The following is a 7,701-nucleotide window of genomic DNA, read 5'->3' on the forward strand; positions in this document are numbered from 1 at the left end:
GTCGTCGAAAGACAACGTTGAATCACATTCATTTCAATTGGAATCCTTCCGGAATTTCCATCCTATTATTTTTGCACGCCTTAAGAAATATATTGGCGCCACCGGCCGTAAACCACGAATGCAGAGCAATAGGCCAGTTCAGCGAAGCATAGTGTGGTCAAGAATGGCAATCGCCGGCATCAACAACCGCTCGACGCCGTTTCATCTTGGCTTCAGGCAAGTGGGAAAGACGATTTCGCCCCGTGGCCGGCCTTGGGACGCACGCCGCTTCAAGAGCGACACTGACGGGCATGATTGCCCGCCAGCGCTATTGTTGGATGCCCGAGATTACTCGGCGGCCTCTGCTTCGGGCATCGGCACGTAGTTGAGGATCGGCGACAGCCAGCGCTCGACCTCTCGCACCGGCATGCGCTTGCGCGCGGCATAGTCCTCGACCTGATCCCGTTCGACCTTGGCAACACCGAAATAATAGGCTTCGGGATGACCGATATAGAGGCCGGAGACGGACGAGCCCGGCCACATGGCGTAGCTCTCGGTCAGGGTCACGCCGATCGTCTTTTGAGCGTCGAGCAGCCGGAACAGCGTTTCCTTTTCTGTGTGGTCGGGCTGCGCCGGATAGCCCGGTGCCGGACGGATGCCGGCATAGGGTTCACCGACCAGATCCTGCGGCGAGAACGCCTCGTCGGCGGCGTAGCCCCAGAGCTCCTTGCGCACATATTCGTGCATGCGCTCGGCAAAGGCCTCGGCAAATCGGTCGGCCAGCGCCTTGACCATGATCGACGAATAGTCGTCATTGGCGCGCTCAAAGCGCTCGGCGATCGCCACTTCCTCGATGCCGGCGGTGACGACGAAGCCGCCGAGATAGTCTCGGCTGCCGCTGTCGACAGGTGCCACGAAATCGGACAGCGCCACGTTCGGCCGCCCATCGCGCTTGCTCAGCTGCTGGCGCAGAGTGAAGAAGGTGGCAAGCTCCTGGCCGCGCGCCTCATCGGCAAACAGTCGGATGTCGTCACCGACGGTTCCCGCCGGCCAGAAGCCGACGACCGCCTTCGGCGCGAACCACTTCTCGTCGATGATCTTGGCAAGCATGGCCTGCGCATCGTCAAACAGCTGGCGCGCGGCCTGCCCCTGCTTCTCGTCGTCGAGGATCTTGGGGTAGACGCCCTTCAGCTCCCAGGTCTGGAAGAACGGCGTCCAGTCGATGTAGCGCGCCAGTTCCTCCAGTTCCCAGCCCTGGAAAACCCGCGTGCCGAGGAACGAGGGAGCCTTCGCCTGGTGGGCGTTCCAGTCGATCTTGTGGGCATTGGCCCGCGCCTGCGACAGCGGCAGGCGGCGCTTTTCCGCCTCGTTGCGGGCATGGGCGTCGGCGACCTTGCGGTATTCCGCACGGATCGTCTCGACATAGGATGTCTTGGCTTCCGGCGACAGCAGGCTGGAGACGACGCCGACCGCACGACTCGCATCGGTGACATAGACCGTCTGGCCGCGGTCGTAGCGCGGATTGATCTTGACCGCCGTATGCACCCGGCTCGTCGTCGCGCCGCCGATCAACAGCGGGATGTCAAAACCTTCGCGCTCAAGTTCCGAGGCAACATGCACCATCTCGTCGAGCGACGGCGTGATCAGGCCGGACAGCCCGATGATATCGACCTTCTGCTCTCTCGCCACCTCAAGGATCTTGGCAGACGGCACCATGACGCCGAGATCGATGATCTCGTAATTGTTGCAGGCAAGCACGACGCCGACGATGTTCTTGCCGATGTCGTGCACATCGCCCTTGACCGTTGCCATCAGGATCTTGCCGGCGCTCTGGCGCTCGCCTTCACCGCCGGCGGCCAGCCGCTCGGCTTCCATGTGCGGCAAGAGCACCGCAACCGCCTGCTTCATCACGCGCGCCGACTTTACCACCTGCGGCAGGAACATCTTGCCCGAGCCGAAAAGGTCGCCGACGACATTCATGCCGGCCATCAGCGGGCCCTCGATCACGTGCAGCGGCCGGGCGGACGCCAGCCGTGCCTCATCGGTATCGGCTTCGATATATTCGGTGATGCCGTTGACCAGCGCGTGTTCGAGCCGCTTTTCCACCGGCCATTCGCGCCAGGAAAGATCCTTCTCCTTGCCTTGCGCCCCGCCCTGGCCGCGATAGCGCTCGGCGATCTCCAGCATGCGCTCGGTCGAATCAGCACGGCGGTTCAGCACCACATCCTCGCAGGCCTCGCGCAGCTCGGCATCGATCGTATCATAGACGGCGAGTTGGCCGGCATTGACGATGCCCATGTCCATGCCCGCCTGGATGGCGTGGTAGAGGAACACCGCGTGCATCGCCTCGCGCACCGGCTCGTTGCCGCGGAAGGAGAACGAAAGGTTGGAGACGCCGCCGGAGATGTGCACATGCGGCAGCGTCGCGATGATTTCGCGCGTCGCTTCGATGAAATCGACGCCGTAGTTGTTGTGCTCCTCGATCCCGGTCGCGACCGCGAAGATGTTCGGGTCGAAGATGATGTCTTCGGGCGGGAACCCGGCCTCTTGCGTCAGCAATGTGTAGGCGCGGCTGCAGATCTCGACCTTGCGCACCTTGGTATCGGCCTGACCGACCTCGTCGAAGGCCATGATGACGATGGCAGCGCCATAGGCGCGGCAAAGCCTGGCGTGATGAAGAAACGCCTCTTCGCCCTCCTTCATCGAGATCGAGTTGACCAGCGGCTTGCCTTGGACGCATTTCAGGCCGGCCTCGATCACGTCCCACTTGGACGAGTCGATCATGACGGGGACGCGGGCGATGTCCGGTTCGGAGGCGACGAGGTTGAGAAACTCGACCATCGCCTGCTTCGAATCGATCAGGCCCTCGTCCATGTTGATGTCGATGATCTGCGCGCCGTTGGCGACCTGGTCGCGGGCGACATCGAGCGCTGCCGAATAGTCGCCGGCGGTGATCAGCTTGCGGAACTTGGCCGAGCCGGTGACGTTGGTGCGCTCGCCGACATTGACGAAGGGAATGTCTGACGTGAGCGTGAAGGGCTCGAGCCCGGAAAGCCGCATCAGCGGCGCGACGTCGGGGATCCGGCGCGGCGGATGCTTGGCAACCGCCTTGGCAATCGCGCTGATATGGGCGGGCGTCGAGCCGCAGCAGCCGCCCACGATGTTGACGAGGCCGTCGCGGGCAAAGGCTTCGACCTGGCCTGCCATCTGCTCCGGCGTCTCGTCATACTGCCCGAATTCGTTTGGCAGGCCGGCGTTCGGATAGGCGCAGACGAAGGTATCGGCAACGCCAGAGAGTTCGTCGATGTGCGAGCGCATGGCATTGGCGCCGAGCGCGCAGTTGAGCCCGATGGTGAAGGGGTCGGCATGGCGCACGGAATGCCAGAACGCCGTCGGCGTCTGGCCGGACAGCGTGCGGCCGGAAAGATCGGTGATCGTCCCGGAAATCATCACCGGCAGCTCGATGCCCTTTTCCGCGAACACTTCCTTGGTGACGAAGATCGCCGCCTTGGCGTTGAGCGTGTCGAAGATGGTTTCGATCAGGATGATGTCGGCGCCGCCGTCGATCAGCCCGCGGATCTGCTCGGCATAGGCGATCCTAAGATCGTCGAAGGTCACCGCCCGATAACCCGGATTGTTGACATCGGGCGAAATCGACGCGGTCCGGTTCGTCGGGCCGAGCGCACCAGCGACGAAGCGCCTGCGACCGTCATGCGCTTCGGCGCGCTTGGCGGCGCGGCGCGCCAGGCGGGCGCCATCGCGGTTGAGGTCATAGACCATGTCCTCCATGCCGTAATCGGCCTGGGCGATGCGGGTCGAGGAGAACGTGTTGGTTTCGAGGATATCGGCGCCGGCGATGGCGTAGGAATAGTGGATGTCCTCGATCGCCTTCGGCTGGGTCAGCGTCAGAAGGTCGTTGTTGCCCTGTTGATGACAGGCGCAGCCGCCGAACCGATCTCCGCGGAAATGCTGCTCGACGAAACCCAGTTGCTGGATTTCCGTGCCCATTGCGCCGTCCATGATCAGGATGCGCTCGCTGGCCGCCTGCTTCAGCGCCCGCATGACTTCGGAGCCATCCGGCTTGGAGGAAAGGTCGCCGAAAAGGGCGTCGATGGCGGACATGGGAAATCTCCCGTTCTGAAAACGACAAACAATTGTCAAGTCAGTCACATAAAGATATCTTTATGTCAACATATCAGCGGACTTATTTTGCCGCATGGACGCTGGCTCAAGAGCCGATGTTTGCGCCGTTTCAGTCTGCGCACAGGCTTGGCCGAAAAGCGATTCCACTTTTCGGCTGACATGCAAGCCAAAGAAAATGGCCCGTCGCGACTGCGACGAGCCATTTGATGCTTCAAGCGGAAAAACTTACTGCATAATTCCTTAAATCGGATCCGATTTAAGGATGAAATTATGCAGCAAATTTAAAGCATTACAGCGCCGCGCGTCATATTTGACGCGCGGCGCTGTAGAGGCGCGCGAGGCAATCCCGTGTTTCATAGATCGCACAAAGGATGTGATAGAAGCTGCTGGCCGGCGCCGGTTCATCGACGAACGAGCCATCGGCCTTCTGCTTGTCGCGCCACAACCCGGCAACTGGCGTCTCCAGGAACAAGCCAAGCGCGGCCGCAGCACGCGCGGCCGAGGCGAGATAGCGCTCGCGCTCGGCACCGTCTGTGAGGGCTGCAAACCGGACGGAAGCCTTCAGCCATTCCGTCTGCGGCCACAGCCGCGCAATCGGATCGGCAACCGAGAAATCATCAAGCAGCGTCATGACAGCGACATTGCGGTTCGGGCAGATCCCATGCGCTTCGCCGATCTCGAAGAGCCGCCGCGCCTTGACAATGGCTTCGGCATTGCCGCGCCGCTCGGCCCAGCGCAACAGCAGCCAGGCCCATTCGAACAGATGGCCCGGCTCGACGATGTGTCCCTTGTCGCCGGGGAACGGCGCCCAGTCGTGGTCGAAAAACTCCCGCAGCGCGCCGGTATCGCCGTCGATGAAGTGATCCATCGCCAGATGAGCGATCTCGTCGGCAAGGTTGGACCAGGCGACACGGTCAAAGCCCTCGACCTCTTCGCTGGCCAGGCATGCTTCGAACAGGTGCATGTGCGGATTGGAGCACAGCGGCAGCCGCGACGGATCATCCTCCTCGAAGCCGACGAGCGGATGCTTGCAATGGGCTTCGAGACGCTGGCGCAAACCGTTGCTGCGCTCGATCATCTCCGGCTTGCGCTCCGGGAAGACCTCGGCCAGATAGGCGAAGGCCAGCAGCGCGAAAGCCTGATTGTAGAGATCGAAGGAAGCATCGATGGGGTTGCCATCGGCATCCGCAAGCGCGCCGTAAAAACCTGTCGGCTGCAGATAGACGCGATCGAAATAGCCAAGTCCGCCCTCGGCGGCCCCCTGCCAGTCGCCGCTCCAGCCGCGCCTGCCGGCCTCAGCGAAACAATAGACCTGGCGCGGCTGCACCCGCGCCCGGCGGTTGGCGCGCGTCGGCTCGCCCTGCATGTCGATGGTCTCGACGAAACCGCCGCCGGTCACATCGACGCCCTTTTCGCGCCAAAGCGGCAGGGCCTTTTCAGCCAGCCACGCCGACAAGGTGGCGGATTGCGAGAAAATATCCTGCGGCAACGGTTCAGCCCTCAAGCTTCAGTTCATCATGGTTCTTGCCGAGCAGCTCGGCCAGCGCCTCGACCACCATGTTGTGGTCCTCGCGCTGCGGCAGGCCGGACACGGTCACCGCACCGATGCAACCCGTGCCCTTGACGACGATGGGGAAGCTGCCGCCATGGGCGGCATAGTCGGCATCCGAAAGCCCGAGCTTCGCCTGCAGGTTGGTCTGCTGCTTCAACAGCCCAAGGCCTGTCGAATAGCTGCTCTTGAACAGGCGAAAGACGGTGTTGCGCTTGCGGCGCACCCAGTTCGGATTGTCAGGCGTCGCGCCTTCGAGCGCGGCATAGAACACCTGCATGGAAAACAGCGTGATGTCGATGACGACGCCGAGCTTGCGTTCGGCGGCCATGCGGCGCAGCGTCGAGCCGAGCTGCCATGCGGCTTCCAGGTCGAAACTGTCAAACTGCAGTTCGTGCTCCTGGTGGGCGATGCGCTTGAGATCACTGTCGATATTCATGAAGCCTCCGCTCAATCCTTCCAGAGCCAAGCCGCACCGCGCACGCCGGAACTGTCCCCGTGCACCGCCTTGCGGATCGGCGTTTCGAAACTGTCGCCAAAGAGATAGTTGACCACCAGGGGTGGGACGTCCTCATAGATCTCGTCGACATTCGACATGCCTCCGCCGAGCACGAAGACATCGGGATCGACGATGTTGGTCAATAGCGCAAGGCTGCGCGCCAGCCGGTCGACGAAACGGTCATAGACGCCTGACGCCACCGGATCGCCCGCCCGCTTTGCTTCGATGATATCGCGCCCACGCTTTTCGACGCCGGCGGTCAGGCGATAGTCGAGCTCGACCCCGGTGCCGCAGGCATACATGTCGAGGCAGCCGTGTTTGCCGCACCAGCATTTGTGGCCGGGATATTCGTCCTTCGTCATCCACGGCAGCGGATAATGGCCGATCTCGGCGGCGACGCCCTGATAGCCGGCATGCACCTTCTTGCCGATCGCAAGGCCGCCGCCGTGCCCCGTGCCGACGATCACGCCGAACACGGTCTGCGCGTCCTTGCCAGCGCCGTCGACCGCCTCCGACACCGCCAGGCAATTGGCGTCGTTGGCAAGACGCACCTTGCGGCCGAGCGCCAGCTCGAGATCCCGCCCGAGCGGCTTGCCGTTGATCAGCACGGCGTTGGAGTTGCGCACGATGCCGGTGCGCGGATTGGGACTGCCGGGAATGCCGATGCCGATCGAGCCCTGTTCGCCCGCCGTCTTTTCGGCGGCGGCCACGAGGTCGAGAACGGCCCGAATACAGTCGTCATAGCCGCTGGTCGGCGTCGCGACACGGTGGCGGGCGCGCGTTTCGCCATCGCGATCGAGCGCGATGACTTCCATTTTCGTGCCGCCCCAATCAATTCCGATGAACATGTCTGGATCAGGTCTCTGGGTGAGGGTCGCATGAGGGAGCGCCAACCTCCTCAAGCCGGCGCCAATCCCTGCTTAGCATTCGAAAGACCGGAAACGCCAGCCCCCGATTTCGGCACGCATCGGTAGAGGGGGAGCACGTCATCGGGCCGGCGCGATCCGCCATCCCGAGCATCGCCGGCACCGCGCGCCGCGCCCGATTTCGCGATGGGACCGTGCAAAAACACTTGGCGAAGACGCCTTGCTTTTGTATGGGTGCTATCCGAGTGGTCCCGTAGCTCAGCAGGATAGAGCACCAGATTCCTAATCTGGGGGTCGCGCGTTCGAATCGCGCCGGGATCACCACCTACTCTTCTCATTCGAAATACAGATCTTTGGTTGATGAAACGAAGCCTCCGAGGAACGTACCAGTGATACGGCTATATGGCGCCCCTCCGATGCGCACTCCTTCTCGGCAACCATGCATAGTATTTCGGCTTAGAGTCATTCGTGGAATCTTCCAAATATCCACATCAGAGAAATCGAATGCCGGCACCGTAGTGCCAACAAATATCGCCGAATATGCATTGACCTTGCCCCCAAGTTTTATCCGGTTTTGAGTTCGCTCCAGCGGTTTTTGGTTGCGGTATTTGCGGCGGTAGCGGCGGGTTGCGGTGCGAAGCCATTTCGGCTGCGCAGCACCGCAG

Annotated in this window: 4 protein-coding genes, 1 tRNA gene and 1 pseudogene; 1 reads left to right on the plus strand and 5 read right to left on the minus strand. The window is 62.2% G+C overall.

Annotated elements, in window-relative coordinates:
* Window positions 1-327 precede the first annotated feature (327 nt).
* The 4 genes from metH to BC363_RS24845 form a co-directional block, all read right to left on the minus strand.
* Complete coding sequence (gene metH / locus BC363_RS24830; RefSeq protein ID WP_065785585.1) at window positions 328-4,101, minus strand: methionine synthase; 3,774 nt, start codon at window positions 4,099-4,101, stop codon at window positions 328-330.
* A 325-nt stretch (window positions 4,102-4,426) separates the two neighbouring features.
* On the minus strand, window positions 4,427-5,611 hold the full coding sequence (gene pmi / locus BC363_RS24835; protein WP_065785586.1) for a mannose-6-phosphate isomerase Pmi: 1,185 nt from the start codon (window positions 5,609-5,611) through the stop codon (window positions 4,427-4,429).
* 4 nt (window positions 5,612-5,615) lie between these two features.
* Complete coding sequence (locus BC363_RS24840) at window positions 5,616-6,110, minus strand: heme-degrading domain-containing protein (RefSeq protein WP_065785587.1); 495 nt, start codon at window positions 6,108-6,110, stop codon at window positions 5,616-5,618.
* A gap of 11 nt (window positions 6,111-6,121) precedes the next feature.
* Window positions 6,122-7,018, minus strand: a complete 897-nt coding sequence (locus BC363_RS24845; RefSeq protein ID WP_065785588.1) for an ROK family protein — start codon at window positions 7,016-7,018, stop codon at window positions 6,122-6,124.
* Between the two features lie 265 nt (window positions 7,019-7,283).
* Between BC363_RS24845 and BC363_RS24850 the strand changes: the two genes are divergently transcribed.
* Window positions 7,284-7,360: transfer RNA gene (locus tag BC363_RS24850), tRNA-Arg, on the plus strand.
* A gap of 10 nt (window positions 7,361-7,370) precedes the next feature.
* On the opposite strand, the pseudogene BC363_RS35615 reads toward BC363_RS24850, so the two are convergent.
* Window positions 7,371-7,701 (minus strand): annotated as a pseudogene (locus tag BC363_RS35615) (hypothetical protein); the annotation flags it as partial.

It is taken from the genome of Ensifer sp. LC384 (genome assembly GCF_001695865.1).
Lineage (GTDB): Bacteria > Pseudomonadota > Alphaproteobacteria > Rhizobiales > Rhizobiaceae > Ensifer.